This window comes from Micrococcus sp. ACRRV, from assembly GCF_022346985.1.
GTDB classification, from domain to species: Bacteria; Actinomycetota; Actinomycetes; order Actinomycetales; family Micrococcaceae; genus Micrococcus; species Micrococcus porci.
The window spans coordinates 1-24,254 of record NZ_JAKRNH010000010.1 but is presented as its reverse complement, the minus strand read 5'-3'; the positions used below and the strand labels follow the sequence as shown (position 1 = coordinate 24,254).

Annotated in this window: 24 protein-coding genes; 13 read left to right on the top strand and 11 right to left on the bottom strand. The window is 67.0% G+C overall.

The features are described from left to right. Positions 1-534: 534 nt before the first annotated feature. Positions 535-4,230: a MobF family relaxase gene (gene mobF, locus MHY29_RS02150; RefSeq protein WP_002857218.1), complete on the bottom strand. Its 3,696-nt coding sequence runs from the start codon at positions 4,228-4,230 to the stop codon at positions 535-537. Between the two features lie 525 nt (positions 4,231-4,755). Between mobF and MHY29_RS02145 the strand changes: the two genes are divergently transcribed. Beyond that, positions 4,756-7,575, top strand: coding sequence for a DNA methyltransferase (locus tag MHY29_RS02145; protein ID WP_002857219.1), 2,820 nt, complete (start codon positions 4,756-4,758; stop codon positions 7,573-7,575). 60 nt (positions 7,576-7,635) lie between these two features. On the opposite strand, the gene MHY29_RS02140 is transcribed toward MHY29_RS02145, so the two are convergent. From MHY29_RS02140 to MHY29_RS02105, 8 genes are all read right to left on the bottom strand, one after another. Continuing rightward, entirely contained in the window at positions 7,636-8,739 is a 1,104-nt protein-coding gene (locus MHY29_RS02140; protein WP_036334179.1) for an XRE family transcriptional regulator, read from the bottom strand. Beyond that, entirely contained in the window at positions 8,736-9,476 is a 741-nt protein-coding gene (locus MHY29_RS02135) for a hypothetical protein (protein WP_002854159.1), read from the bottom strand. The genes MHY29_RS02140 and MHY29_RS02135 overlap by 4 nt, the downstream gene beginning before the upstream one ends. An 84-nt stretch (positions 9,477-9,560) precedes the next feature. Then, positions 9,561-10,199, bottom strand: a complete 639-nt coding sequence (locus MHY29_RS02130) for a PIN domain-containing protein (protein WP_002854160.1) — start codon at positions 10,197-10,199, stop codon at positions 9,561-9,563. Next, positions 10,199-10,711: a helix-turn-helix domain-containing protein gene (locus tag MHY29_RS02125; protein ID WP_002854161.1), complete on the bottom strand. Its 513-nt coding sequence runs from the start codon at positions 10,709-10,711 to the stop codon at positions 10,199-10,201. The genes MHY29_RS02130 and MHY29_RS02125 overlap by 1 nt, the downstream gene beginning before the upstream one ends. A 54-nt stretch (positions 10,712-10,765) precedes the next feature. Then, positions 10,766-11,053: a recombinase family protein gene (locus MHY29_RS02120; protein WP_239238078.1), complete on the bottom strand. Its 288-nt coding sequence runs from the start codon at positions 11,051-11,053 to the stop codon at positions 10,766-10,768. 236 nt (positions 11,054-11,289) lie between these two features. Beyond that, positions 11,290-11,823 (bottom strand): hypothetical protein, encoded by a 534-nt coding sequence (locus MHY29_RS02115; protein WP_152744230.1) that lies wholly within the window; start codon positions 11,821-11,823, stop codon positions 11,290-11,292. Continuing rightward, positions 11,820-12,203 (bottom strand): HIT family protein, encoded by a 384-nt coding sequence (locus tag MHY29_RS02110; protein ID WP_239238077.1) that lies wholly within the window; start codon positions 12,201-12,203, stop codon positions 11,820-11,822. The genes MHY29_RS02115 and MHY29_RS02110 overlap by 4 nt, the downstream gene beginning before the upstream one ends. Before the next feature lie 53 nt (positions 12,204-12,256). Continuing rightward, positions 12,257-12,733, bottom strand: coding sequence for a TIR domain-containing protein (locus tag MHY29_RS02105; protein ID WP_031943838.1), 477 nt, complete (start codon positions 12,731-12,733; stop codon positions 12,257-12,259). Positions 12,734-13,172: 439 nt separating this feature from the next. Here MHY29_RS02105 and MHY29_RS02100 point away from each other — a divergent pair, with 439 nt between their 5' ends. Next, positions 13,173-13,955 (top strand): hypothetical protein, encoded by a 783-nt coding sequence (locus tag MHY29_RS02100; RefSeq protein ID WP_158497154.1) that lies wholly within the window; start codon positions 13,173-13,175, stop codon positions 13,953-13,955. A 126-nt stretch (positions 13,956-14,081) separates the two neighbouring features. Here the strand turns inward: MHY29_RS02100 and MHY29_RS02095 are convergent, their stop codons facing one another. After that, positions 14,082-14,651, bottom strand: a complete 570-nt coding sequence (locus MHY29_RS02095) for a recombinase family protein (RefSeq protein WP_031943841.1) — start codon at positions 14,649-14,651, stop codon at positions 14,082-14,084. A gap of 300 nt (positions 14,652-14,951) precedes the next feature. Here MHY29_RS02095 and MHY29_RS02090 point away from each other — a divergent pair, with 300 nt between their 5' ends. The 6 genes from MHY29_RS02090 (at position 14,952) to eno (ending at position 19,079) form a co-directional block, all read left to right on the top strand. Then, a complete protein-coding gene (locus tag MHY29_RS02090) occupies positions 14,952-15,458 on the top strand; it encodes a universal stress protein (protein ID WP_002854163.1) in 507 nt (168 codons plus the stop codon). A gap of 5 nt (positions 15,459-15,463) precedes the next feature. Then, the gene (locus MHY29_RS02085) at positions 15,464-16,201 is read left to right on the top strand and encodes a 2,3-diphosphoglycerate-dependent phosphoglycerate mutase (RefSeq protein ID WP_063718739.1); all 738 of its coding nucleotides are present in this window, start codon (positions 15,464-15,466) and stop codon (positions 16,199-16,201) included. Between the two features lie 20 nt (positions 16,202-16,221). Then, positions 16,222-16,701 carry a CrcB family protein gene (locus MHY29_RS02080; RefSeq protein WP_020625841.1) on the top strand — a complete coding sequence of 160 codons (480 nt, stop codon included), beginning with the start codon at positions 16,222-16,224 and terminating at the stop codon, positions 16,699-16,701. After that, positions 16,698-17,069, top strand: coding sequence for a CrcB family protein (locus MHY29_RS02075; protein WP_002854166.1), 372 nt, complete (start codon positions 16,698-16,700; stop codon positions 17,067-17,069). Before MHY29_RS02080 ends, MHY29_RS02075 begins: the two co-directional genes overlap by 4 nt. A 47-nt stretch (positions 17,070-17,116) precedes the next feature. Beyond that, a complete protein-coding gene (locus tag MHY29_RS02070; RefSeq protein ID WP_002854167.1) occupies positions 17,117-17,602 on the top strand; it encodes an inorganic diphosphatase in 486 nt (161 codons plus the stop codon). 142 nt (positions 17,603-17,744) lie between these two features. Beyond that, positions 17,745-19,079 (top strand): phosphopyruvate hydratase, encoded by a 1,335-nt coding sequence (eno, locus tag MHY29_RS02065; protein ID WP_002854168.1) that lies wholly within the window; start codon positions 17,745-17,747, stop codon positions 19,077-19,079. On the opposite strand, the gene MHY29_RS02060 is transcribed toward eno, so the two are convergent. Continuing rightward, positions 19,064-19,990 (bottom strand): LysR family transcriptional regulator, encoded by a 927-nt coding sequence (locus MHY29_RS02060; protein WP_002854169.1) that lies wholly within the window; start codon positions 19,988-19,990, stop codon positions 19,064-19,066. The genes eno and MHY29_RS02060 overlap by 16 nt on opposite strands. Before the next feature lie 70 nt (positions 19,991-20,060). On the opposite strand from MHY29_RS02060, the gene MHY29_RS02055 reads away from it, so the two are divergent. From MHY29_RS02055 to MHY29_RS02035, 5 genes are all read left to right on the top strand, one after another. After that, positions 20,061-21,218, top strand: a complete 1,158-nt coding sequence (locus MHY29_RS02055) for a TDT family transporter (protein ID WP_002854171.1) — start codon at positions 20,061-20,063, stop codon at positions 21,216-21,218. Next, a complete protein-coding gene (locus MHY29_RS02050; protein ID WP_002854173.1) occupies positions 21,215-21,799 on the top strand; it encodes a uracil-DNA glycosylase family protein in 585 nt (194 codons plus the stop codon). Before MHY29_RS02055 ends, MHY29_RS02050 begins: the two co-directional genes overlap by 4 nt. 140 nt (positions 21,800-21,939) lie before the next feature. After that, the gene (locus tag MHY29_RS02045) at positions 21,940-22,542 is read left to right on the top strand and encodes a recombinase family protein (protein WP_002857200.1); all 603 of its coding nucleotides are present in this window, start codon (positions 21,940-21,942) and stop codon (positions 22,540-22,542) included. A 6-nt stretch (positions 22,543-22,548) separates the two neighbouring features. Then, a complete protein-coding gene (locus tag MHY29_RS02040) occupies positions 22,549-23,943 on the top strand; it encodes a Mu transposase C-terminal domain-containing protein (protein ID WP_002857201.1) in 1,395 nt (464 codons plus the stop codon). Beyond that, positions 23,940-24,254, top strand: a 315-nt coding sequence (locus MHY29_RS02035) for an AAA family ATPase (protein WP_239238076.1), incomplete at its 3' end; no start/stop codon positions are given. The genes MHY29_RS02040 and MHY29_RS02035, both read left to right, overlap by 4 nt.

Here is a 24,254-nt window from a genome sequence, read left to right as displayed (position 1 = left end):
ACGCTGGGGTGATGGTTCAGCCCGCAGTGTGCGTATGGGTATGCGTATGCATTGGAGGCGCGCGGCATTACTCGCGTGCAGTGGCGGCGTGTGCTGATGGCTCTTGGCCCGGGTCAGGTCTCATGGCGGGCGGCACGTTCGGCCCCAGGTTCGGCACTCCTTCGCCCCACGTCCTCACGGATCGTGGGAGCACCTGGCGGCACATCAGCTCGTAGAAGGACAGCCCCTCTGACGGGCGAATACGGCGGGTGAGGCCGCGTGCTTCTCGTTGGTGACGCGGGAGTGAGCACAATCGCCGCGTGGAGCCGTGCGCGAAAGTTGGCGGTGCGCTAAGCTCGGGTATGAAGTTGTTTGGACTTTGTCAGTATGCCCCACGTCTTGGCGGTCGTGGGGCATTCTGCTGTCTAAGGGCATGTCGTGGGGTCTTCGCTCACGTGGGGCTGCCTCTCCCTGCCTGGCTGGAAGGCACCCCGGCTCTTCCCATGGCAACCGGAGGCAGGGCGGCCTACGCCCGGCCGGAGGGCGGCAGATTCCTCAGCGTTCCAGCCCCGTGTCTCGCTCACGCTGGGGGACCAGATGGGCTGCCCCAGCCGGCCCCGGTGCCCGGGTGGGGGCCTTGACCTGACCCCACAGGGACGCATTCACTTCCGGGGTCTCCTGGGCGAACCAGTCCCGCCGGCGCTGCAGCTGCTCGGCCTGCTTCTGGTACTCCTCGGCGCGGGCGGCCGTGTCCGCGGTCGCGGTGACCGGTTGACGCTCCAGGTGCCGCCACACGGACACCGGCTCGGTGTGCACCTGCACCCCCAACCCTCCAGGAGGACGCTGTGGGGCCGGCAGCTGCGTGACGAAGTCCTCTGCCAGGCCCTGGTACTGGGCGAAGACTTCTTCCCTGGTCTGGGTCAGGCGTTCCAACTCCACGGTGGCTTCCGGGGGGAGAGTGGCCCTGGTCCTCCACTGATGCTCAAACAGCGCGGCTCGGGCCCGCTCCAGCTCAGCCCGTGCTGAGCGGCGCTGGAAGAACCCTGCGCTCTGCGCCCGGGTCTTGGCTTGCTCCATTTCGGCTCGCAGCTGCCGGGTCTGGGCCTGGTGCTGCTCGTGCATCTGCTGGTGTGCCTCGTGCACCTGCTGCCGGGCTTGGGTCAAGCGCTCATCCAGCACGTCCAGGGTGTCAGCGAGCTCGCAGGCTTGCGGGTGCGCGGCCACCCAGGCGCCCACCTGTTCACGATGCGTGTTCCACGGGGTCAACGCCGCGGCCACCCGTTCGGCCTTGCGCAACTGCATCCCCAGCCCCATCAACGTCTGATCACGTTGGCCCTTCGGTGCCGGGAACGTCGTGGCCGCAGGCCACACCTGCACCTGCGCCCCAGCCTTGAGCGTGCCCGTGCGCACACCAGATCCCGGATCCTGGGACGGGCGCATCGTCACCTTCTGCCCGTGGACGGCGACCACGGTCAACAGCTGCCCACCGTCCTGGATCTGGTCCCCCGGGCGCAACTGCGCAGCACTCTTGAGCACCGGCTGCACCGGGGCCTGCCGGCCGGGCAGGTTCATGCCCTCCAGCTGCGCGGCCAGGGCTTGGCGGGCTGCGTCCAGGCCGTGATCGGCCCCGTCCCGACCCATCGCCGCCACATACTGCGCCCGAGCCTCCGCCAGGTCCTCGGCCACGAAGTGCGCCACATTGGACTCCCGGCCACGGGTGAGCCCGACGTAGAGGCCGGCAGCGTCGGTGTGCTCGTCAACCAATGTGTGCGCCTGGCCCACGGTGGCCCCCTGGGCCCCGTGCGCGGTGAGCGCCCACCCCAGATGCGCGTGCTCGGTCAGGTACTCGTTGGGCACGTGCAGGGTGCGGTGCCCACCGTCAGGGTCCTGGATCTTCGTGTGCGTGGGGCCGATCTTCCGGATGGTCCACACCTGCCGGTTCAGCACCCCCAGCAGGGCGTCGTTGCGGCGGGTCATGATCCGAGCGCCCTCACTCATGGGCAGACCATCCATGCCCACCAGGAGGCCAGAACCGGCCTCGGGGCCGGTGCTGGTGTGGTGCTGCTGGATGGCCGTGTTGATCTGCTGGGCGTTCTCGTTCGTCGCCGCGCAGATCAACGGGGGCGCACCCTCACGAGCACCGTGTACCCACGCCTTCGCCAGGGCCTGATTTGCCTCCTCCTGACTGGCGTGGACCTGCACCAGACCCATCTCCACCAACAGGTCGAACTGCTCACCCGGGGCCTGCCGGGCACGCATCGCCAAGGACAGCGACGCGTAGACCGGGTTGAGGAACCGGTGCACGGTGTCCAGGTCCACGGACGCCTCCGTGGCGTGCTCGGCCATCTGCAGCACCCCGCCACGGCCCACCGCGCCCAGCTGCTGGTAGTCACCGGTGAGCACGGCCCGCGCCCCCGTCTCGTGCAGCACCGTGAACAGGCGGGCGGCCACGTCCTGGGAGAGCATCCCGGTCTCATCCACCACCACCTGCACGCCCGGGCCCAGCCGGCGCCCCTCGGGCACACCCTGGTAGTCGCCCTCACCCGGGTTAAGGCGCTGCCACCGGGTCACCCCCGTGGCCTTGTCGGTCTCCCACCGGTACCCATAAGCCCGCAACAGCGCATGCACGGTGCTGGCACTGGATCCGGTCTCGGCGGCGGCCACCTCAGCGGCCTTCGCCGTAGGGGTCACTATCACCTGCTCCACACCCTTGACCGCCCCCACATGCTTGGCGGCCTTCAACAAGGTGGTCTTGCCCGACCCTGCCGCCCCGGTGACCACCACCAACTGGTGCGTGCCCGAGATCGCCGCCAACGCATCCCGATGCCCGACCCCCTCAGGCAGAGACACAGGCTGACCATCTGGGTCCGTGGAGGTGGACTCAGCGAAGATGCGCTCCAGCAACCCCTGGTCCATGTCCTGGTGCGCCCCCAGCTCGTAGGTTCGGCCGGCCACGGCCACCTGCTCGGTGACCGGCTCCAACGCCTTGGCCAGCAGCAGCCCCTGCAGGGTGCGCTCGGCCTCGATGACCTGGTCCGTGGTGAGCACCTTCAGATGGTGCGGAGCCGTCCACGGGTCCACGTCCGGGGCGATCGACGTGCACCGGCCCGCCACGAGCGCCTCGGTGGCCTCCCGCACCAGCTCCCCCACCGGGCGCGGGTAATCCGTCACACCGGTCCGGCTGAACTCCGCCGAGACTGCCGCCGACACATCCGCCACCGACCACGCCGACCGCGACGTCTCCAGCTGCTCCACCGCGGCCCGGATCAGGGCCGACTTGTCCACCTGCGACCAGGACACCACCGCACGCTCACGCGGCCCTGAAGGCATCACGAACCCGGTCGCGGCGATCTCGGCCCGCCACTTGTCCTCATCCGGCAGCTCGCCGGGGACCTTCTCCCGACGGGTCTGCGCCCACGCCAGATGATCCAGCCCCTCCAGAATCTGCTCCCCCGGCGTCTGCCCCGGATGCTCGGCCTCCCACTGCGCGACCAGCTGCGCCCGACGCTCCGCGATCTGTCCGGCCCGCTTGCTCATCACCTCCGCCGCCTCGGCCAGCTCGACCACGGCCCCGGTGGCCGGGTCGAAGCTCAACCCGGCCTGCGCCAGAGCGTCCTGCAACCCGGCATGTGAGGCCAACACCGCCTCCCCCAACCGGTTCATCGCCGCGTTGTGCTTGACGAACTCCGCGGTGTCCAACGCACGCCACGCCCCGGCAGCCCACACCCGGTTCAGGAACTGCAGATGCAGGTGCCGGTGCGGGTCCCCCTCCCGCGACGTCCGGTGCGCCACCGTCACCGCCTCGAGCTTCTCCACGGGCACCCACACCTGCCCGCCACGCGGGCCGACCCGGGTGTGCATCTCGGAGGCGGCGTAGGCCATCAGCTCGTGCGCCATCTGCTCTAACGCCGCGTCCAACTGCTGCGCGATCCGCAGGTCCAGCACGGCCGCCACCGAGAGGGTCTTGTCCACGTTGATGACCTTGTCCAAGAACAGCACCGAGTTCTCCCGACGCGACCCCCGCACCTCCCCCGTGGACGGGTCCACCCACTCCACCCACCCCTGGTAAGCCTCAGCGTTCAACGTGCCCGAATCGACCATCTCGCCGGCCCCATCGAACACGAACCGCGACGCCGTCAGCTCGCCCTTCTCCAGGTAGTAGTCATCAGCCGTCGCTGTCCGGTCAGTGGCCAGATAAGCGCGTGCGGCAGCACCAGAGGAACCCCGGAAGAACACCGCACCACCACGCACCTGACCACCTCCGTACCTGACCAGAGTCCCTACGAACGACGTTCGTAGCATATGTGCCTTGATTCTCTTGATTCTTGGGGTTGATCTTACCGTGGTCGTTCTCGGGGTGCCCACGCGCTCGGCGCGTGGGCACCCCGAGAGTCTGCGGGCGTCGTATCGGCGGGGTGGGTGTGACGCGTGAACATGGGGGCTGATGTCCTCGCTGCGCTCGGTTGCTTAGGGGAGGGTGTGCACCTCGCTGAGGTGGTCAGGGCCTTGGCTGAACGGGTGCCGTAGGGCACCTGCCCAGCGGGGCCGGGGGTGTGCTCACCATGGATCCGTCGGCGTGGAAAGGTGAGGGACCCATGGTGAGTGAGGCAGGGGCAGAAGAGTCGCGCCGCTGGGCTGTAGAGCAGGTGGAGGGCGACAGACCCCTTGCGATCGTTCGATGTACTCAGCCAGCAGGTCCAGACGGACAATGACCCACTCGGGAGTGGAGTAAGAATCTCGAGCGGGCGTTCATGGCACCCCCGGTATCTTGCTCCTGTGGAGCAACTTGCAGATCGCGGCGTCATCCGCGCAGCCCTGGACGACTTCGGACATGCCTGGGGTCAGCGCATCGACCGCTGGCGGACCGATGGACAAACCCACACGGAGAAGTCCTTCGCCCAGCAGTTCTGGTCCGACCTGCTGCGCGCTTTCGGGGTGATCCCCGAGCGCATCGACCTGTTCGAGCGCGGGGCCGCGCGCGCCTCCACCGGTGGGGCCGGCTACATCGACTTCTTCTGGTCCGGCGTCGCCCTGGGCGAGGCCAAGTCCCTGGACGCCGACCTCGATGTCGCCCACGCCCAGGCGTTGGACTACCTGGCCGGCGGGTCCATCGGTCAGCACGAGTGGCCCAAGTACGTGCTCGTCACCGACTTCGCCCGCATCCGTGTCGAACGTCTGGGCGAGGCCGGCTGGGTGTCCGAGTTCGCGGTGCAGGACGCCGCCGATCACGTGGACGAGCTGATGTTCCTGGCTGGCCGGGACACCGTGACCAAGGCCGAGGAACAAGAGGCCTCCATCGCGGCCGCGCAGCTGATGGCCTCCATGTTCACCGCCCTCGTCGGGGACGAGGTGGACGTACCCGTGGGCGAGGAGGCCCCCGAGGACGCCGAAGAGGAGGAGTTCGCCACCCAGCAGGCCTCGATCCTGCTCACCCGGCTGCTGTTCCTGCTCTACGGAGACGACGCCGGCCTGTGGGAGGCCGACCTGTTCCAGCGTTGGGTGGAGTGGGACACCACCGCCGACAACCTCGGCCCCCAGCTCGACGCGCTCTTCCGCGTGCTCAACACCCCCGAGAACCGGCGCCGCGGCGTGCCGGACTCCCTGGCCCGCTTCCCCTACGTCAACGGCGGCATCTTCGACGGCACCTCCACCGCCGGGTTCCTCACCAACAACTTCCGGGACGCGCTCGTGGCCGCCTGCCGGTTCCGGTGGACCCAGATCTCCCCGGCCGTATTCGGCTCCATGTTCCAACTGGTCAAGTCCAAGCAGGCCCGCCGCGGGGACGGAGAGCACTACACCTCCGAGGAGAACATCCTCAAGACCATCGGCCCGCTCTTCCTGGACGAGTACCGCGCCCGAGCGGACCGACTCATCCAGAACAAGACCACCACCCGGCGTGAGGTGATCGGGCTGATCGAGGAGATGGCCGCCAACATCTACGTCGACCCGGCCTGCGGAGCCGGCAACTTCTTGAACCTGGCCTACGCCAAGCTGCGCGAGATCGAGACGGACCTGCTGGCCGACCAGCGCCGCCGCACCGGGTCCCAGGACCTGTCCCTAGACGTGAGCTTGGACCAGCGGATCCACATCGACCGGTTCTACGGAATCGAGATCAACTGGTGGCCGGCCAAGATCGCCGAGACCGCCATGTTCCTCGTGGACCACCAGGCCAACCGGCAGCTGGCCGCCGCGCTCGGCCAGGCCCCGGTACGCCTGCCGATCAAGATCACCGCCACGATCTACCAACACGACGCGCTCACCCTCGACTGGTCTCAGGCCCTCCCCGCCCCGGCCGGGCGCACGTTCGTGTTCGGCAACCCCCCGTTCCTAGGTGACCACACCCGCACGGCTGCCCAGCTGGCGCTAATGCAGGCGGCCTGGGGAGAAGGCAAGCAGCTCTCCCGCCTGGACTTCGTGACCTCCTGGCACGCACTGACCCTGCGCCTGCTGGCTGAGCGGGATGGGGAGTGGGCGTTCGTGACCACAAACTCGATCGTTCAGGGGGACCAGCCAGCCCGCTTGTTCGCCCCGATCTTCGCCGCCGGCTGGCGGATCAAGTTCGCCCACCGCACCTTCGCGTGGGACTCTCAAGCCCCCGGCAAGGCCGCGGTGCACTGCGTGATCATCGGCTTCACCCGCGACCCCAATGCCAAGGCGCGCCTGTTCAAGTACGAGCATGCACGCGGTGAAGCCCGCGAGGTGCCCGGGGTGAAGACGATCAACGCCTACCTGGTGGACGGACCCAACGTCCTCGTGGACAAGCGAAGCACCCCCCTCGCCCCCGACCTTCCGGAGGTCACCTACGGATCCAAGCCTGCCGATGCCGGCAACCTCATCGTCACCGCAGAGCAGTACCAGGCCGTGATGGCCGATCCCGTGATGGCCCCCTACGTGCGCCCTTACGTCGGCGCGGTCGAGTTGATCCGCGGCCAGCAACGCTGGTGCCTCTGGCTGACCGATATGGACCCGGATGCGCCCTCCCACTCCCCCGAGCTCAAGCGCCGCCTCGAGGGTGTCGCCGCCGAACGGGCCAAGTCCAAGGCCGCCTCCACCCGGGACTGGGCGCGCTTCCCCCACCTGTTCCGCCAGCGCGGCCTCGTCTCCGATGTGCCCTTCGTCGGGATCCCAGAAGTCAGCAGTGAGGGGCGCGCCTACCTGCCCGTGGCCCACTTCGAGCCCGACGTCATCATCTCCAACAAGGTCTACGGTGCCGTGGACCCCGACGGCATCGTCTTCGCCGTGGCCTCCTCCTCGATGTTCATCACCTGGATGAAGACCGTCGGCGGACGTATGAAGTCCGACCTGTCCTTCTCCAGCACGATTACCTGGAACGGTTTCCCCCTGCCTGCTCTGACCAACAAGGACCGGGCCTCTCTGGCCAAGGCCGGCCAGAACGTCCTCGAAGCCCGGGCTCTCCACCCCGAGCGATCCCTGGCTCAGCACTACGCACCTCTGAGCATGGACCCGGTCCTGGTGAGGGCCCACGACGGGTTGGACACGGTGATGGACAAGATCATGGGAGCACCCCGCCGGTGCCGTACCGAGCTAGAACGTCAGGAGCTGCTCTTCACCCGATATGCGGAGCTGACCTCGTAGCAACGCCCTATACGGCGGATGGAATAGAAGCACCGGCGCCGGAGTAGAGGTCTGCCCCTCTCAGACGACGAACTGCAACTTCGGCCGCACAGTCGAGGCAGCATCCATGACCGCTTCAGTAACCTCGGGAGCGATACGGCCAGCGGCCATGATGGCCTCGAAGTCGTACCCGCCATCAGTGATCAGCTGCCGAGCGATCCCGAGCACCTGCGGCGATTCTGCCGGGCCGAGAGGCCCGGGCTCGGGATGCCCCCAAACGGAGAGTTGCTGGTTGGCACGTCGATACGAGGCCTCGGAGAGCCGCCCCAGCGAGTGAGCACGGTAAACCAGGGCACGCAGACTGACCCCCCAGTGGCGCTTGAGCTCATGGAACGCCGGCCAGTTGATACGCCGGGGCAGGTCTTCAACGATCTCGTCTCGAGGCATGAGGAACTCAGCGGCGAACTGGTGAGCCTGCTGCTCCACTAGCTTCGACCCAGGCTCCGTGTCGGGGTGCAGAACCAGATGGCCCAACTCATGGGCCGCGTCGAACCGACTACGAGCTTTGTCATCCTTGGTCGGGGAGAGGAAAACCAGTGGTCTTGCTCCGGAGTATGTCGAGAACGCGTCCACAGCCGCATCCGTCTCCGTCGGCAACCGCAAGGCGATGATTCCATGCGCTTCCAGAGCCTGGACGACCGATGGCACAGGGCCAGGGGCGATGCCCCACGCCGCACGAGTAAGCCGAGCCGCCTCAACAATGGCCTCATCGGTCAGCTCCTCGGGTAGCTCCAGTTCGGGCAGCGACACCGAAGGAAGGTCGACGTAGGCACCCACCAGGTCAACCAGCTCCAGGCACAGCTCGCCATAGGCCAGCGCCTGCTCCCTGGACGCCGCAGACGTAGAGCGCAACGAGCGGAAGTGGGCCCCGGACGCAGGCAAGAGCGCAAGAGGTCGTCCGGCGCCAAAGAACTCCCGAGGCAGGCCCAGTTGCAAGCAAAGCCGGGCCAGGACGCCTTGAGTCGGCTTCGAGAGGTTCTTCTCGAACTGCCCGATGGCCGTGGGGGTGACTCCCACTTCCCGGGCGAGAGTCGCCTTGGTCTTCCGGCGCAGCCTTCTAGCCACAGTGAGCCGAGTGCCATCGAAGTCCGTACCCGCAGCGGAGAGATGCGAAGGTCGGGTCACGCCTGGCCTTCCTGAGGCCGCCGCTTGAGGGCCATCGACAGGGCTGCTGCGGGTCTCTCATCGAAGTTCGGGCCACGATCAGCCATGGGCGTCGGCGTGGCCTGCGTGTCGAGGTCGGTGTCCCACCAGAGCCTCTGATGGGCGAGGAAGGGCCTCTCACCGAGCACGGGAACGGCCAGCCAGCCCGCGGTCAGCCCGGTGCTGGCTTCCCCTGCCCAGAGGAACATGAACTTCCGCACAATTCCGGGGGCACCAGAGAATGAGAAGAGAGGCACCATGCCGGTGGCAGGGGTCCTGTGCTTCAGAACTTCCGAGTTCTCGGTGGCGAACGCCAACCGGGCGTTACTCTTCTGCCTCCAGTCGATGCCACCCTCCCAGTCAGGAGTACGCCGCTGCGCAGGTGGGACCTTCATCGTCAAAAAGCTCGCGCCCGCGAGCTCGAAGGTGAGGACGTTCCGCGGAGTAGCCACATGAAGCCCGTCAATGCTCCAGTGAGTGTCGGCGCGCTCACGGTCATCGTGGCGGAATCGCCGCAGGGCCCGCTCCGTCATGTTCTCGTGGCCCTGGAAGCCGAGGGACCTCGCAGTGTCACCGAGCTCGTCAGGCTCGTATCGAGCGAGGTTGATCGAGTAGACCTCCTGCACCAGCCCGCGCAAGGCGTCAGTAAGGCCGCTCTCGGTGCAGGCGATAGTGATGGCGTGCAAGGCGCCCTGGGCTGCTTCTTCGGCTCGATCCACGCAGACAGTAAAGCATGGCCGCCTCGACAAGTCCAGAAGAGAAGCACCAATGATCATAATTTGATGAAAACTGAAGTATAATCTTCATCGGTCGGCACTGCTCAGTGGGGCAACCCCGCCTGCGACTCCTCCGCCTCCCACCTGCGAGCTCTCCAGCCGCCAGGTCTGAGCTCGGGCCGCCTCGGCAAACCTCCAAGCGTCGCACCGCTCCAAGCTCGCGAGGATGTCCGCCACGGTGAGAGCCGGGTTGCGGGTGGCCGATGCCTGCACCTGCAAGGAACGCATCACCTCAGCGGGGTCTAGGTCGAGCTGGTTCACGAAGAACTCGTCCGGGTGCTGGGCCTCCAGGTTGAACCGCCCCAGCACCTCCGTCGGGAAGTCCTTGAGGTTGGCCGTCACGATCAAATCCGCGCGCCCCTGGATCGCCGCGGCCACCACGTGCCGGTCGTTCTCATCAGGCAGGCTGATCGCGCTCAGAAGCTCCTCCCACCCTTCCACGCAGGCATCGTCGAACGCTTCGTTCATCACGGCAGCGCGGTGACGGGCCGCCCCGGACTCCTTCATGTCCGGATGGATCGTCTCCAGCGCACGGATGGTTTCCTCGAGGATCCGCTCACTCCACAACGGCCGGTAGAGGCCGGCGTCTGCCAGGGAGAGCAGAGTGTCCGCCTGCGCGATGGGCACCAGCACGCAGGCGTCGAGCACGGCACTGAAGCGCGCCACTACTCGGCCTCCTGCCCCAGGTCGCGGCGCGCCTGCCGGAGCGCGTCCCGGTAGCGATCCGCGTCCTCGGCGTACAACCCCGCCTCCGAGGCCGAGCCCGCGAGCTCCTGCAGGGCAGCACGACGATCCCGGCGCTTCCGTTCCTGGTACTCCACCACGTCCTGCAGGCGCAGCCGCCGGTGGCGTCCCCCGGAGGGCAACTCGTAGGGGAGCTGCCCACTCTCCAGCAGCTTCACGAGCGTGGGACGGCTGATGCCCAGGAAGTTGGCCGCCTCCTGAGTGGTGAGCATCTGATCGACCGGGGCCACGGTGATGGCCTTGCCCACCCGCATGGCCTCGACCACGTCGCGCAGGACGTTGAACGCCTCCAGCGGAAGAGGAACGGTCTGCCCGTCAGGTCCCAGCAGGGCGGCCGGCTGCGTCAAGCCCCCCAGGAACCTGCTCAAATCGAGCATCTCCTCCAGGTCCGTGGGAGGCATCACCGTGTGCTTGTCGTTGAGCGTGGTGGTCATGCAAGCAGTATGGGAGACGAAACGAAAAAATCGCAACCCTCTTCCAGGCCAGGCTCAGCCCCCCGTCTCCACACCCCGAGCCAGCGAGGTGTACAGCGTCTGCCGGCTCACCCCGAACGTGCGCGCCACCTCCGCCTTCGGGATCCCCATCTGAATCATCACCCGCGCCTGCTCCACATCGGTGTCCGAGAGCTTCGGGGCCTGCACGTACTTGCCGCGGGCCTTGGCTAGGGCGATGCCCTCAGCCTGGCGTTCCTTGATCCGCCGGCGCTCGAACTCAGCGAACGCCGCCAGGATGCCCAGCATGAGCCCGTCCACCGGGAAGGTGCCGGACTTGTCCACGGTGATCCGTTCGGAGATGAACTGAATCGCCCCGGGTCTGATGGAGGCTCTGATCCAACGGAAGGATGCAGAGCATGCCAGCACCACGGAAGTACCCCGGCGAGCTCCGCGAACGTGCTGCGAGGATGACCCTCGAAGCCCGCCAAGACCCCGCCACGAGGTCTGGAGCGTTCCGCCGAGTCGGTGAGCAGCTGGTTAGGTCACGTTGACGCGTTGTTCAGTGCGGGCCGTCTAGCTCAGTGGGTGGCTGCATACCAAAGAACCGCGATTCCAACGGCGAGGAACCCGCCGTAGAAGGGGAAGATCGACCACGAGAACCAGACTCTAGGATCAAAGAAGAACCAGCCACGGAAGGCTGTCCACAAATTCTTCCAGAATCCTGGCTCTTTGTCGTCTTTGTCCTGCGGTGATGGATCGCCATCCGCGTCTGGGATATTTCGGTCGATATTATGCGGGTCGAGCGAGAGTTCGGGAACCTTTTTTCCCGCAACGACGGCATTGTAAAGCCGCCTGTACGCCCTCTCTTGCCGCAGGTAACTCGCATCCATGTAGCCGAAGAGCAGAACGGCTGCGATTCCTAGCATTGCCACAGTTCCCGACCGTTGGGTAAGCGCGTATCCGAACGTCGCGGTGACTACAGGTAGGAGCCAGCTTTTCGCCTGCGTCGAGGAGTGGGCCATTCGGGACACGACGCTTTGAACGTAGTCGAGGTGCTTTAGCCTAACGGTTTCACTCGTGGCCCTAGCCTTCGGTCCGTCCCGCTCCGTCATAGCCGAACCCCTCTGCAAGCGTCGCGGAGCGCGTCCCAAGTTTCGTCTTTCGCGTGTTCGGAGTAGTGAGTCTCCGGAGGCCAGATGCGTCCGATGGCGTCGCCCTTCCATCTCGGGACGAGGTGGACGTGAACGTGGTTGACACTCTGCGTGGCGACTTCGCCGTTCGACTGAATAACGTTAAGCCCTTCGGCCCCGATGGTTTCCACGATTACCCGCGACATGCGCGAGATTAGTAGACCGATGTGCTCGGCATCGTCGTCGCGCAACTCCCAAATAAGTGGGACATGCGCGCGCGGGACGATCATGGTGTGGCCCAGTACGGCTGGTTCCGTGGGAAAGAAGGCGACAGCCTGATCGTCCCGATACACCTCGCGCACATCAGGATCGTTCCGTTGCACAATTGTGCAAAACGGGCAACTGGGTTCAGCAGTCACAGCCGAGTCTTGCCCTGCGTTGCCCATGTCGTCAGGTGATCCTTCAGGTGGTTGTAGGTGGCTTTGGAATCGATCTTTCCTGTCCAGTCGGTCTGTGTCGGATCAAAGATCGGCACTCCTGAGACGCTTGAGATTTTGTCAAAGGGGTTGGGTCCTGATGAATCGACGCTCCCCATTGAGGACAGGCCATGGATCCGAATACCGAGAAGCGGCTTCTTATCATCCCAGGCCTTCTGGATCTCATAATGGACCCATTCACGAGAGGCAGTTTCTTTGCCAATAAGGACGATGACAGCTGACTTCCACTTCATCTTGTCAGAGATCCACTCTTTGATGGCTGTGTCGCCACCGCTCTTGACAGTCTCCCATTCTTGATGATTGAGGATGGGCTGCCCTTCGAGTGCCCCCATCTGTTCGATGAGTTGCACGCGATGAACATCTCGGTCGTAGTGGAAAGAGTAAAAAACGGCCATGTCTTTCTCCTTTGAACTCGTTCTCGGAGAGACGTGGCTCTCCTCTGTTGAGCATACCCGAGCCCCAGGGCCCACACCCTCGATTCTGGGCGCGTGCCTGCTGTCGAGCTGCGCCGGTCTACAGGCCCTGTGTCGGCCCGTCGCGGCGCGGACTACTGCGGTGCTGGTCGTGCTCGAACGGCTCGCTGATCTGCCGCTCCCGCTCCGCCACTTGCCGTCGCTGTTGGTCTAGATCGGCACGTTTGGCCCCGACCAGGCGTGCGGCATCGTCCACTGGGAGGTTACGGAGTTGGTCGGCCTCGGCGCGGAGCACGGCGGCGTGACTACGACTGTCACCCATGCGTGCACCAGTCCCGGTCCACGCGGTCTGCCAGGGTCCTCGTCAGACCCTCGAAGCATTCTCAGACGCGTCCTAGATTCTTCCCCCTAAGGTAACCCTATGAGCCTACGAAAGCTCCGCCCCTACGCGGTTACAGGAGGATTGACCTACCAGAGGCCCGCCGTAAGCGACCTTGCCCGCACCGCAATCCTTCACGAGGGCATCAACCTCCTCGAGCACGCTGCCACCGTAACAATCCGGCACGAAGACAGCCCTATGTATGGGGAGTTCGCCGTTCGCGTGGCTGGTGAGCTCGTGGGCTACCTCGACAGCTCCACCCGGGGCTACCTGGAGCCGGACCCGCGCTTCCGGCACCCTGCCCGCTATCAGGTAATGGTGGTGCGAGAGGGGGACGTCCTAACCATCGGACCCGCTTACGCGTGGATCGGCAAGGATGAGCCCGCGTGGATCTATACCGACGATTCCGCCACTCATCCCGAGAAGCGCAGCGGGAAGAAGTTTGCCCCGGCCACCGTGGAGGCGTCAAAGGTTAAAGGCGCGTTCCCCGTCGCCGGCACAAACACATCACGCGCGGACTCCATGCTCAAGGTCGTGAAGCGGCTAGAGCTCACCGAGGGGGAAACCGTCGAGATACCCGCCGTCATCGAGCGGAGACCTCACGAGTTCGGGCAGAACGAGGCAATCGGCGTCCGGGTAGGAGACGATGTTATTGGCAAACTCTGGGGCATTCACGCGCCCGCTTTTGGCGACCTCAGAGGCGACCGCACCGTTCCCGTCGTCCTCCGCCTTGAAGTCCGCAACCTCTGGGACAACGGCGTGCGCGTCGTTGGGGCCATCTGGTCCGGTGGCGGAACAACCAACTGGACCAATATCGCCAGCTGATCACAGCATTCGACCCATCACTTCGTGCCGAAGATCCCCGGTATGCGAGCTTTCCTTGCCGCGCGCTCGTAAAGAGCAGGCCCATCTATCGGGTTAAATCGGTCATTTGAGCCGCGCGTGGAGTGACTACGGAGCGACGCGGCGCAGCGAGGCATACAGCGTCTGCCGGCTCACCCCGAACGTGCGCGCCACCTCCGCCTTTGGGATCCCTATGGAGATCATCACGCGCGCCTGCTCCACGTCGAGGTCCGACATCTTCGGGGCCTGCACATACTTGCCCCTCGCCTTGGCCAACGCGATGCCCTCAGCCTGGCGCTCCTTGATCCGCCGGCGCTCGAACTCCGCGAACCCCGCCAGGATGCCCAACATCAGCCCATCCACCGGGGAGGTGCCAGACTTGTCCACGGTGATCCGCTCGGACACGAACTGCACCGCACACCCCTTGCCGGTGAGCTCATCCACGATCGCGTAAAGGTCCCGGGTGTCCCGTCCCAGCCGATCCATCGAGGCAACCTTCACCAGATCCCCCTCGCGGACGTACCGCATCAGCTCAGCCAACCCGGTGCGCTTGGCCCTCGAGCTGCCCGAGATCTTGTCCTCGAAGATCCGGTCGCACTCCCCCACCGCCTCGAGTTGGCGGTCCAGGTTCTGCTCAACCGAGCTGACTCGCACGTACCCCACAGTCTGTCCAACCACGTTTAAGACCCTCCGTCAGTTATGTCCAACGCCCCGGTTTGGGACCGTCTCTGACGTGATGCTGTGAACAGCTTCGCTCTGTGTCGTCCTTCAAGCTTCTCTCCCTGTCGTCCCGCGTCACGAAGCGGACCGGTTCTCGAGGTGCGGAAGATCGTCGGTGCGGGCATGGGGTGGTGGGTGCATACTGGTGGTGTCTTCGGACCCGGCAGTGGGGCTTGCCGGACCCAACCTCGACACTCGTCGACAACAGTCCCTATCTCAGCTGGTTGCGCTTCTGTGCGCCTGAGGTAGGGAGATGTCATGGTCGAGTCGAACACTGCCGGTGTTGTCGTGGTCGGTGTGCAGTCCGGGCAGGGGCACGACGTCGTCGGTGTCGCGGCTGCCGTCGCTGAACGCTTCAGCGCCCGCCTGGTGTGTGTGGTCGTCGATCCGGCGCTGCTGTCAGCGGGGGTGCGTGCGGACGGGTCGGAGATCATCGAACCGATCGACCCGGACACGGCGGACAGCGACCCGCAGCAGCTCCCCGACGAAGACATGCGGGTCATCAGAGATCTTGCTGCGGCGCGATCGGTCGACGTGGACTTCGTCTCCCGCGTCGGGGACCCGAGTCACGCACTCGCTGCGGTGGCTGAGGAACGTGACGCGGTGATGATCGTCGTCGGATCCCAGGCTGGCCGACGCCGGATAGCGGAACTGCTCACCGGGTCCGTCGCCGCGCACCTGACGCATCAGCAGCACCGGCCGATACTGGTCGTCCCGCACGACCCGGTCGGCGCCACCGTCCTCCTCCCGTCGGAAGCCCCGTGACGGGCATGCTGACGCTCCTGCGGCATGGGGAGAGCACCGCGAACGAAGCCGGCACCTTCACCGGGCTCCTCGACGTCCCGCTCACGCACCGCGGCGAACGGCAAGCATCCGCAGCCGGACAGCTCCTCCGGTCGAACCACATCACGCCGGACGTCGTGGTCACCTCCACATTGCGCCGTGCCGTCCGCACCGCCGAACTGGTCTGCGACGCCCTCGGGACACAGCTGCCCACGGAAGCGGTGTGGCAGCTCAACGAACGCAACTACGGTGCCCTGACCGGGATGACGAAGACCGACGCCCGTCGGATGCTCGGTGACGACGAGTACGTGCGGCTCCGCAGGTCCCGTACCGGCACACCGCCACCGATGTCGCTGCACCTGTGGGAGGAACTGCGGTCGAGCTCCGCGCTGCGCGGCCTGCCCGACGGCGCCCTCCGACGCACCGAGGCACTCTCGGACGTCATCAAGCGGGTCCGCCCCGTCTTGCACGACCGGCTCCTGCCGATGGTGCGGTCAGGGCGGAGCGTCCTCGTCGTCGCGCACGGGAACTCGCTCCGCGCACTCTGCGCATGCATCGACGACCTCACCGACCCGGAGCTCGAGCAGCTCAACCTGCCGACCGGGCAACCCGTGCAGTACCACCTCGCCCCGACGGGTGCTCTCGTCCCGCGGGGTGGGGCGTTCCTGGATCCGGTAGCAGCACAGCACGCCGCGGCGCTGGTCGCGGCAGAAGGCGGAACATGACCACCCGAACGGACACCCCGATGCCCGACGACCAGCTCCCTCCCGACCCGGACGTCGACGTCTCCGACCCGGCAACGACCATGCGGCCGGTGCATCTGCGGTGGCGGTACGTCGGCCTCGTCGCCGTCGGTGGGGCCGGCGGTACTGCCCTCCGCGACGTCATCAGTAGCGTGCTCCCTGCCGATGGCGGGGTGAGTTGGTCGATCTTCTGGATCAACATCACCGGGGCGCTGGCCCTCGGTGTGCTGTTGGAAGCGCTCGCGCACCGTGGGCCCGATGCCGGTCGCCGGAGGGTGCTGCGGCTGCTCCTCGGGACAGGGGTCCTCGGCGGGTTCACCACCTACAGCACCCTCGCCGAGTCCACCGCCGCCCTGTTCCTCGACGGCCACGGCCTCGCTGGCACCGGCTACGCGCTCCTCACTGTCCTATCCGGCGCGATCGCGACCGCCTGCGGTCTCGTCGTCGCCGGCTGGTTCCGTCCCCGAACGGAGGAAGCATGAACGCCGCCCTCATCGTCGTCGTCGCCCTCGGTGGCGGTGCCGGCGCTGCCGGTCGGTTCCTCCTCGACGGGCTGATCAACACCGGCCGGGAGTTCCGGCTCCCCGTCGGCACGCTGACGATCAACATCACCGGGTCGCTGCTGCTGGGGATCATCGTCGGCGCCGCCACGCACCTCGGCGCGGTGCCGGTCGCGGTCCTCGGCACCGGGGTGATGGGCGGCTACACCACGTTCAGCACCGCCAGCTTCGAAACCGTCCGCCTCGCCCGCAGCGGACGGATCACCGCCGCCGCGATCAACGGTCTCGGAATGCTCGTCGTCTCCGTCGCCGCCGCGACCGCCGGCATCCTCCTCGGCGGCACCCTGTGACCACCCCACTCACTGACCACCCACCCGCTCCAGCACCGGAGGTACCCATGCTGTTCGACGTCACGATCGAGATTCCCCGCGGCAGCGGCAACAAGTACGAGGTCGACCACACCACCGGCCGGATCCGGCTCGACCGGGCGGTGTTCACCAGCATGGTGTTCCCCCAGGACTACGGCTCCATCGACAACACCCTCGGCGATGACGGCGACCCCCTCGACGCCCTGGTGCTCCTGCCCCGTCCCACGTTCCCCGGCGTCGTCATCACGGTCCGGCCGGTCGGGATGCTGCGCATGGTCGACGAGAACGGCGGCGACGACAAGATCCTCACCGTTCCCGCTGGCGACGACCGCTTCGCGCAGCTGCGGGACATCACCGATGTGCCGGAACACACGCTGGCGGAGATCGAGCACTTCTTCGCCCACTACAAGGAGATCGAGCACGGCAAGCACGTCACCACCAACGGGTGGGCCGACCGTGCTGCTGCCGAAGCCGTCATCCGCACCGCACAGAACGCCCACACCCGACACCCGTGACCCACGGGTCCACAGACTGCCGCGGGGAGGCACTGGCGCTGAGTGATCGCCAGCAGGTCGTCCCTCCGCCTCCCCGCGGCTTCCCCTTCCAACCACAGACCAGCTCGACGCATGACCCGAACCGAACCGAAGGAGCGTCACCATGAACGACTACATCAGCGGCATCCACCACCACGGAGCCCATCAGGGTGAGTACGTCACCCACCACGACCACCCCGTCACCATCGACGCCGTCCACGGCGCCCGCATCCTCGACTCCCGCGGCTACCCGACCGTCCGCGTGTCCCTCGAGCTCGACGACGGCCGCACCGTCACCGGGGACGCCCCCGCGGGCGCATCCACCGGCGCCCACGAAGCCGTCGAGCTCCGCGACGGCGGTTCCGCGTTCGGCGGCCGCGACGTCACCCAGGCGCTCCACCTGATCGACACCGACATCTCAGGGCTCCTCACCGGCCGGTCGTGGTCGGCGATCGGGCAGATCGACGCCGCCCTTGCCGAACTCGACGGCACCACCGGGTACCGCCGGCTCGGCGCGAACAGCGTTGTCGCCACCTCGATCGCCGCATCCAGGGCCCTCGCCCATGCCGCGGACCTCCCGCTCTGGCAGTGGATCGCTGAGATCACCGGCTCGACGCCGCGGATGCCGGTCCCGCACTTCAACGTCCTCAACGGCGGCGCGCACGCAGCGAACGAGCTGGACTTCCAGGAGTTCATGATCGCTCCCGTCAACGCAGGCTCGATGGCAGACGCCGTCCGAATCGGCGCAGACGTGTACCACGCTCTCGCGGCGCTGGTTCGGGACCGGTTCGGCAGCCTCGGCCTCGGCGACGAGGGCGGTTTCGCACCGTCGATCGCTGCGCCCGAGGAAGCGCTCGACCTGCTCGTCGACGCGATCCGTACCGCCGGCTACGAGCCGGGCGTCGATCAGGTGGCGATCGCGCTCGATCCGGCCGCGAACGAGTTCTCCCAGGGCGACGGCTCCTACCGGGTGCTCAACGACAGCCTCGACCGGGACGGGCTGGTCGACTACTACCGGCACCTCATCGACACGTATCCGATCCGGAGCATCGAAGACGCGTTCGCGGAAGACGACCATGAGGGGTTCCGCCGCATGCAAGCGGCGCTCGGCGACCGGATCCAGATCGTCGGCGACGACCTCTACGTCACCGACCCACAGCGGATCCGCGACGGCGGCGAGCAGCAGCTGACGAACGCGGCACTGATCAAGCCGAACCAGATCGGGACCGTCTCCCAGACCCTCGGCGCGATCGCCACCGCCAAGAGCATCGGGATGGCCAGCATGGTCTCCCACCGTTCTGGGGAGACCACGGACACGTTCATCGCGGACCTCGTTGTCGGGACCGGCACCGGGCAGATCAAGTCCGGCGCACCCGGCCGCGGGGAACGCGTCGCGAAGTACAACCGGCTCACCGAGATCGCCGAGCAGCACCCGGAGCTGCCCTACGGACTGATCTGACCACCGGTACTCGAGCTGCGAGCAGTGTCCAGGAACGCCGTCACAGCGGGCCCCGGGCGGCCTGACCAGATCGCTCGCAGCGGCCGGATCAGTGGCGGGCCGAGCAGTAGCGCCCGGACGAGGGCACCGTCTTCGAGGTCAGTGTCGACGGTGCGGAGACTCATCACCGCGGGCGCGATGCCCGCTCGAGCGTTGGCGCGGATGATGCCAGTCGTTTCCAGCACTGCAGCCGGCGGGACCAGGGTCAGACCCGCGTCGTCGAGCCACGCTTCGACCGTGGAGCGGGTGCCGGACCCTTCCTCACGGAGCAGCAGGGGTGTCTCCGCGAGGTCATCCGAGGTGATGGCCGAAGCGCTTGCCCAAGGATGGTGCGGGGCGACGACGACCACGAGTTCGTCCTCATCGACCACCAACGATGAGAGGCCAATCGGCGCAGCAGGAGTCTCCGTGAACCCGACGTCGGCAGCGCCGGAACGGACGAGGTCGGTCACGTCGGCGGAGTTCCCCGCGATCAAACGCACCGACGCATCCGGCGTGGCAGCACGGTGGGTGAGCAGCCATCCGGGCAGCAGGAGTTCGGCGATCGTCTGCGACGCTGCGATCACGAGGGATCCCGCCGGTTCCCGCAGCGCGGCGACGCCTGCTTCAAGCCGCCGGGAGGCCTCCAACACCGGGACGGCGAGACCGAGCACCACCCGGCCGGCGTCGGTCAGCGCGGTCCCGGATGCCGTCCGGTGCGCCAGCGGCTGACCGGTCGCCTGCTCCGCGGCACGCAAGCGCGCAGACACCGCCTGCTGTGTCACCCCCAACACCTCGGCCGCGCGGGTCAACGACCCGGTCTCCGCGACGCGGACGAGGACCTCGAGGGTGTCGAGGTCCAGGATCCGGTCCGTCAACCGCCGCAGTGCCACAAGCAACCATTGTGCCCTGCCAACGAGTCCGCCGTTCCCGAACCACGGGGCACACGCGCACGATGGGTGCATGTCCGCTCACCTCGCCCACGCACCCGCAGCCTCTGAGCACGGTGTGCGCGACCGGCGGCTGTTCCGGGAGCTGGAGCGGCCCGGCCTGATCGTGTCGAACCTGACCCCGAACTGGTTCGCGTCGATCATGGGGACCGGGATCGTCGCCGTCGCGGCCGCGTCGTTACCGCTGCAGTTCCCCGGTCTGCGCACGGCGGCGACGGTCGTCTGGGCGATCGCGGCGGTCCTGCTCGTCGCCCTCACCATCGCGACGGTCCTGCACTGGGTCCGCTACCGGAGCACCGCAGCGAAGCACCACCTCAACCCGGTGATTTCCCACTTCTACGGCGCACCGCCCATGGCGTTCCTCACCGTCGGCGCCGGCACGATCCTCCTCGGCAAGGACTGGATCGGCCTCCCCGCCGCCGTCACCGTCGACTGGGTCCTCTGGACCATCGGCACCATCGGCGGCCTGCTCACCGCGGTCCTGGTGCCGTACCTGGCGTTCACCCGCCACGAGAACACGCCCGAATCCGCGTTCGGCGGCTGGCTGATGCCGATCGTCCCGCCGATGGTGTCCGCCTCGACCGGTGCGCTCCTCCTGCCGTATGCCCCCGCCGGGCAGGCACGGGAGACCCTGCTGTGGTCCTGCTACGGCTTCTTCGGCCTCAGCCTCATCACGTCCCTGGTCGTCATTACGCTGATCTGGAACCGTCTCGCGCAACACAAGGTCGGTGCCGCCGGTATGGTGCCGACCCTGTGGATCGTCCTCGGACCGGTCGGACAGTCCATCACCGCGGTAAACCTCCTCGCATCGAACGCCCCCGCCGTCGTCGACGCGTCGACCGCCCACGCACTGCTGGTCGTGGCGCTGGTGTACGGGTTCGCGATGCTCGGCTTCGCGCTGCTGTGGACCGTCATCGCCCTCGCCATCACCATCCGCACCGCCCGCGAACACCTGCTGTTCAGCCTGACCTGGTGGTCATTCACGTTCCCCGTCGGCACCTGCGTCACCGGCCTGAACGGCCTGGCCCTGCACTCCGGACTCACCGTCGTCGCCGTCCTCGCAGTCGTCTACTACGTGGGCCTCGTCGCCGCGTGGATCACCGTTGCCGTCCGCACCTTCCACGGCTCCGTCATCCGCGGCACACTCCTCGCACCACCACAGCCGGCATGAGCACCCCCGACGAACTCGCGGACGAGGTCGCGGACGTTCGATCCCTGAACGCCCTCGCCGAGGCATGGCGCACCGCACCCGACGGTTCACGGCGGTTCGTCCCGAACTTCGACCCGAGATCCGGCGGCACATCCAGCCGCGTCCTGGTCCTCATGCAGTCGCCCGGCCCCCAGACGATCGCCGCAGCGCACACGGCGATCTGCAGCGAGGACAACCCGGGCCCGACCGCGGCCGCGTTCCGCGCAGCCCGCATCGAGTCCGGACTCGCACGCAACGACTACCTCCGCTGGAACCTCATCCCGTGGGAGATTCTCGGCCGCGTCCGACCTGTGGACATCGACGAGGGGCGACACGCCCTCGAAACTCTGCTCAAGGTGCTCCCCGTGCTCGATGCCATCGTCACGTACGGTACCGCCGCCCTCAACGGAGTCATGCGGCACCTCACCCTGGACGAGCACCCCCGACTCGTACCCGTCATCGCGGCACCACACCCCTCTCCGGCCAACGGCCGCCATCGCGCGGAACAACAACGACGTTCCGTCCAAGCGCTCCGGCTCGCGGCGCTGACTCACCGGCTGTAGCAAATACGAACGACTCCGCTACAACTGCCCGTGCCGACGGTTCGGCAGCGTGTGAGGCGGCGTGTCTTGTAACGGAACCCAATCCCGGAATCTACGTGCCGCCACTACCCCTCCTGGTCGAGTTTCGCTACGTTCTCTCCATGGGTCACCTCCTCGGGTACGCGCGCGTGTCCACCACCGACCAGGACGCGTCGCTACAGATCGACGCGCTGGGCGCCGCCGGCTGCTACCGCGTGTTCGTCGACACCATGTCCGGGTCGCTGCAACACCGGCCCGAGCTCGACAAGCTCCTCGACCAGCTCCGCCCCGGCGACACTCTCGTCGTCTGGCGACTCGACCGGCTCGGTCGATCCATCCGGCACCTCATCGACCAGCTGCACGCACTCGCCGAACGCGGCATCGGGTTCCGGTCGCTGCAGGAGACCATTGACACCACCTCACCCGGTGGCCGGCTTGTGTTCCACGTCTTCGCTGCGCTGGCGGAGTTCGAACGGGACCTCATCAAGGAACGCACCAACGCCGGCCTCGCCGCCGCCCGAGCCCGCGGCAGAACCGGCGGCCGACCATCTCGGCTCTCCGCGGACCAGGTGCGCACCGCACGCCGGCTCTACGAACAGCAGGACATGACCGTCGCGCAGATCGGCGATGTCCTCGGCGTCAGCCGCACCACCATCTACCGGACGCTCGCGAAGCACGCCGAACCCGTCGCCCGCCGACGCGCAAAGCCCTCACCGACGATGTAGCCGGTCATGGACGCGAGCGAGCGGTGGCGAATCCTTCGACTGCACGTCGAGGACGCAATCCCGCTTGCCACTCTGGCCCGCAGCACGGGCGTCACCGAGCGCACCCTGCAACGCTGGCTCGCCCGCTACCGGACAGGCGGATACGCCGCCCTCGCCGACGACGCTCGCGCCGACCATGGCGTCCGACGCACAGCACCGGAACTCGTCCGCCTGGTCGAAGGGCTTGCGCTCACCAAGCCGCGGCCGTCGATCGCCACCATTCACCGTCAGGTTGGCGTCCACTGCGCTGAACGGGGACTGCCGTCGCCGTCGTACTCCGCCGTGCGGTCGATCGTGAACGGGCTCGATCCCGGAATGGTGACGCTCGCACTCGAGGGGCCAGCGTCATACCGTGACAAACACGAGCTGCTGCTCCGACGTCGCGCGGACCGCCCGAACGCGATCTGGCAGGCGGACCACACGATGCTTGACCTGCTCATCGTCGGGCCCAACGGCAAGCCCGCACGGCCGTGGTTGACGGTGATCCTCGACGACTACTCCCGCGCGATCTGCGGGTACATGGTGTTCCTCGGTGCCCCGTCAGCGGCGAACACCGCGCTCGCGCTGCGCCAAGCGATCTGGCACAAGCCGGAACCGGACTGGCCCGTCTGCGGGATCCCGGACGTGCTCTACACGGACCACGGGTCCGACTTCACCAGCCATCGTCTCGGCGACACCGCCGCTGTGCTGCACCTCCGCATCATCCACTCGCAGGTCGCCCGGCCCCAGGGGCGCGGGAAGATCGAGCGGTTCTTCGGCACGATCAACACCGAACTGCTCCCAACGCTCCCCGGCCATTTCGCAGCCGGATCCTCGGCGCCGACGCCGGCGCTGGATCTCGGCGGCGTCGACAGTGCCATCAGCACGTTCATCCGCAGCTACAACGCCCGCACCCACCGCGAGCTCCGGACGAGCCCACTGCACGCGTGGATTGCAGACGGGTGGCTGCCACGGCTCCCGGAGTCCCTTGAACAGCTCGACGGGTTCCTGCTCACCGTCCCCACGACGCGGGTCGTGCAGCGCGATGGCATCCACTTCGAGGGCCTCCGCTACACCGCGGCCACTCTCGCGCCGTTCGTCGGTAGCACCGTGAGTGTCCGGTACGACCCACGCGACGTCACCGAGATCCGCGTCTTCCACCGCGACGTGTTCCTCTGCACCGCGATCAGCACCGAGCACCAGACCGAGACGATCAGCCTCAAGCAGATCCAAGCCGCCAGGAACGCTCACCGCCGGGCTTTACGCGGGCAGATCCACGAACGCATCGCGATCGTCAATCCCAAACTCGACGACACCACCACACCGGCAGCCGTCGAGACGGATCGGCCGCGACTGAAGACCTACGAGGAGGACCGGTCATGACGAGCCAGTTCATCGTCACCAAGGAGCACCGCCGGTTCGCAGAGTTTGCCGACGCGGTCCGGAAGCAGAACACCATCGGCGTCTGCTTCGGGCCCGCCGGCGTCGGCAAGACCCTCTCAGCGCGCCGCTACGCGCACTGGGACAGCATCGGCCCGTTCATCGCCAGGTGGGCCGCACGCAGTGAAGACGACACCAAGATCTATGCCGCGGCCCACCGCGCCCGGACCGTCTTCTACACGCCCGAGGTCTCCGCGACGATGCGCGCCCTGCAAGAGGACCTCCGGCACGACATGATCCGCACCGAACGCTGC

What these genes read in the sequence shown, in the direction of transcription:
- MHY29_RS02125 (WP_002854161.1), bottom strand. Translation starts at nt 10,711, where the DNA reads ATGACCACCACGCTCAACGACAAGCACACGGTGATGCCTCCCACGGAC.
- MHY29_RS02100 (WP_158497154.1), top strand. Translation starts at nt 13,173, where the DNA reads ATGAGCCTACGAAAGCTCCGCCCCTACGCGGTTACAGGAGGATTGACC.
- MHY29_RS02085 (WP_063718739.1), top strand. Translation starts at nt 15,464, where the DNA reads ATGCTGACGCTCCTGCGGCATGGGGAGAGCACCGCGAACGAAGCCGGC.
- MHY29_RS02115 (WP_152744230.1), bottom strand. Translation starts at nt 11,823, where the DNA reads ATGACGGAGCGGGACGGACCGAAGGCTAGGGCCACGAGTGAAACCGTT.
- MHY29_RS02050 (WP_002854173.1), top strand. Translation starts at nt 21,215, where the DNA reads ATGAGCACCCCCGACGAACTCGCGGACGAGGTCGCGGACGTTCGATCC.
- MHY29_RS02045 (WP_002857200.1), top strand. Translation starts at nt 21,940, where the DNA reads ATGGGTCACCTCCTCGGGTACGCGCGCGTGTCCACCACCGACCAGGAC.
- eno (WP_002854168.1), top strand. Translation starts at nt 17,745, where the DNA reads ATGAACGACTACATCAGCGGCATCCACCACCACGGAGCCCATCAGGGT.
- MHY29_RS02080 (WP_020625841.1), top strand. Translation starts at nt 16,222, where the DNA reads ATGCCCGACGACCAGCTCCCTCCCGACCCGGACGTCGACGTCTCCGAC.
- MHY29_RS02040 (WP_002857201.1), top strand. Translation starts at nt 22,549, where the DNA reads ATGGACGCGAGCGAGCGGTGGCGAATCCTTCGACTGCACGTCGAGGAC.
- MHY29_RS02090 (WP_002854163.1), top strand. Translation starts at nt 14,952, where the DNA reads ATGGTCGAGTCGAACACTGCCGGTGTTGTCGTGGTCGGTGTGCAGTCC.
- MHY29_RS02105 (WP_031943838.1), bottom strand. Translation starts at nt 12,733, where the DNA reads ATGGCCGTTTTTTACTCTTTCCACTACGACCGAGATGTTCATCGCGTG.
- MHY29_RS02075 (WP_002854166.1), top strand. Translation starts at nt 16,698, where the DNA reads ATGAACGCCGCCCTCATCGTCGTCGTCGCCCTCGGTGGCGGTGCCGGC.
- MHY29_RS02055 (WP_002854171.1), top strand. Translation starts at nt 20,061, where the DNA reads ATGTCCGCTCACCTCGCCCACGCACCCGCAGCCTCTGAGCACGGTGTG.
- MHY29_RS02070 (WP_002854167.1), top strand. Translation starts at nt 17,117, where the DNA reads ATGCTGTTCGACGTCACGATCGAGATTCCCCGCGGCAGCGGCAACAAG.